This window comes from Saccharomonospora saliphila YIM 90502, assembly GCF_000383795.1.
In the GTDB taxonomy this organism is placed as follows: domain Bacteria; phylum Actinomycetota; class Actinomycetes; order Mycobacteriales; family Pseudonocardiaceae; genus Saccharomonospora; species Saccharomonospora saliphila.
The window spans coordinates 1-2,709 of record NZ_KB912600.1 but is presented as its reverse complement, the minus strand read 5'-3'; the positions used below and the strand labels follow the sequence as shown (position 1 = coordinate 2,709).

The following is a 2,709-nucleotide window of genomic DNA, read 5'->3' as shown; positions in this document are numbered from 1 at the left end:
CCAGCCGCGCCGCCAGCCCGTGCGGCCGTGGCGGCAGGAGGCCGAGAACGCCCGTCGCGGGGCACAGGCCGACGGCGACCGCACGATGTTCATCCCGCGCGACCGGGGTGTGCCCCCGGGTGTGCGCTGGCCCGCGGCCGACCCCGACGTGCTGAGGCCGTACGACGAGCTCGCCACGCGGATGATGCCGCGCATCACCTCGGAGCCGATCGGCGAGCGGCTGCCGGAGGTCCAGCTCGACGAGCCCGAGGACGAGCCCAAGAAGGGCCCCTCGCTCGCGAAGGCGAGCGGCCGGATGGCCATCGCCACGCTGACAAGCCGCATCACCGGCTTCGCGTGGAAGGTCATGCTGGCCTGGGTCGCCACCCTCGGCGTGCTCTACGACTCGTTCACCGTCGCCAACACGCTCCCGCTGATCATCAACGAGCTACTGCTCGGCGGGGTGCTGACGAGTGTGGTCGTGCCTCTGCTCGTGCGGTCACAGGACGACGAGGACGGCGGCCAGGCCTATACCCAGCGCCTGCTCACCCTGGCGTTGACGGTGCTCGGCGCCGGTGCGGTGGTCTCCACCGCCTGCGCGCCCTGGCTGACGGCGCTGCTGATGGAGGACAACGGCGACGCCAACCCCCAGTTGGCCACCTGGTTCGCCTATCTGCTGTTGCCCGGTCTGCTGTTCTACGGCATGTTCGCCGTGCTCTCGGCGATCCTGAACGCCAAGCAGATCTTCGGGCCCGCGCAGTGGGCGCCGGTCATCAACAACCTGGTCATCTTCGCCACGATCGGGGCATTCGCCCTGGTGCCCGGCGACCCGACCGTGGTGCCGACGCGGATGACCGATCCGCAGGTGCTCGTGCTCGGCATCGGCGTGCTCACCGCGATGGTGGCGCAGGCGTTGTTCCTGGTGCCCGCCCTGCGCCGGTCCGGCTTCGTGTTCCGGTGGCGCTGGGGCATCGACGACAGGCTCAAGGAGTTCGGCGGGCTGGCGGCCTGGATTCTCGGCTACGTCGCGGTCAGCCAGATCGGCATGGTGGTCAACACCCGCGTGCTCACCGGCGGGGCCGCGGGTGGTCCGTCGATCTACTCGAACGCGTGGCTGCTGTTCCAGCTCCCCTACGGCGTGATCGGGGTGTCCCTGCTCACGGCCCTGATGCCGAAGATGAGCCGTGCCGCCGCCGACAGCGACCACCGCAAGCTCGTCGGCGACCTGTCGTACGGCTCGCGGCTGACCACGCTGATGCTGCTGCCGGTCTCGACCGTCATGGCGGTGGCGGGCCCGTCCATCGGTGTCGCCCTGTTCGCGCTCGGCAGGGGCTCGGTCGACGACGCCGAACGGCTGGGCCAGGCGCTCGCGGTGTCGGCGTTCGGTCTCGTCCCGTACGCCCTGGTGATGCTGCAGATGCGCGTGTTCTACGCCATGAAGGACTCGCGCACGCCGACCCTGATCATGGTCGTGATGACGGCGGTGAAGATTCCGCTGTTGTACCTGGCCTCCGCGATCCTGCACCCGGTGCAGGTCGTGCTCGGCGTCATGATGGTGAACTCGCTGGTGTTCGTCGTCGGCGCGGTGATGGGCCAGGTCTGGCTGTGGGTCAAGCTCGGTAACCTGCGCAGCAAGCGGGTGCTCGGCGTCATCCTGTTCACCGTGGTCGCGAGTGGACTCGGTGCGCTCGCCGCGGCCCTGGTCGGCATGCTCGTGCCCGACCTCGGCTCCATCGCCACCGCCTGGGTGAAACTCGTGCTCCAGGGGATCGTGGGCATCGGGGTGTCGTTCGGAGTGCTCGTCGCGCTCCGCATCGACGAGCTGTCTCCGGTGACCCGCCGGTTGTCCGGACTCCTCCGTCGCGGGTAACCCGCTGGGGAGGTGATACCGCACGGTGTCACGCCGGTCTGACGTACCCTCGTTCGCAGGAGACGCGGCAGGCACAGGGCGGAGTCGCCCCGGGACGTCCGGCTCGCGGTGGACGTCCGGTGGCGGCGCGGCGCGGACCGTCCGGCGCTGCCGCTCGTGCGTCCTGCGGAGAATCGGAGGGGGTGTCGACCCGAGTGGGCATCCGTGCGCGCGGTGGATCGCTGGCGCCCGGTGGGGTCGTCGGCGACGGCCGCTACCGGCTGCTCGCCCAGTTCGGTATCGACGAGCGGGGCGGTGCCCACCTGTGGCGTGCCCGGGACGGGCAGTTGCGCCGCGACGTGGCGCTCACCGTGCTCGTCGGCGACCCCGCCGACGTCGAGGCGGCCCGGCAGGGCAGGCGCACGCTCGAACGAGCCGCCCACGCGGCCAAGTTCGAGCACCCCAGCGTCGCGCGCGTGCTGGACGTGCTCACCCTGGGCAACGGGATCAGCTCCAGCGAGGGCATCCTCGGCATCGTGGTCGCCGAGTGGACCAAGGGCAGCGACCTCATCGACCTGATCTCCCAGCAGCGCACCCAGCCCGCCGACGCCGCACGCATGGTGCAGGCGCTGGCCGAACCGGTGGACGCGGCGCACCAGTCGGGGCTGGTCCTCGGCATCGACCACCCGCAGCGCCTGCGGGTCACCACGGACGGCAGGCTGCGGCTCGCGTTTCCCGGGCCACTTCCGGACACGACGCTGCGGGACGACGTGAAGGCACTCGGCGCCGTGCTGTACCTGCTGCTGACGGGCAGGTGGGCCCTGCCGGGCGGCCCGGCCGCGATCCCGGCGGCCCCCCGGGACCCGCACGGCGAGCCGGTC

2 protein-coding genes are annotated in these 2,709 nt (G+C 71.4%); both read left to right on the top strand.

Annotated features, from left to right (window positions below):
• Window positions 1-19 precede the first annotated feature (19 nt).
• Window positions 20-1,849, top strand: a complete 1,830-nt coding sequence (gene murJ / locus SACSA_RS0100630; protein ID WP_019812665.1) for a murein biosynthesis integral membrane protein MurJ — start codon at window positions 20-22, stop codon at window positions 1,847-1,849.
• Window positions 1,850-2,043: 194 nt separating this feature from the next.
• On the top strand, window positions 2,044-2,709 hold a 666-nt coding region (locus SACSA_RS0100625), incomplete at its 3' end, for a protein kinase family protein (protein ID WP_019812662.1).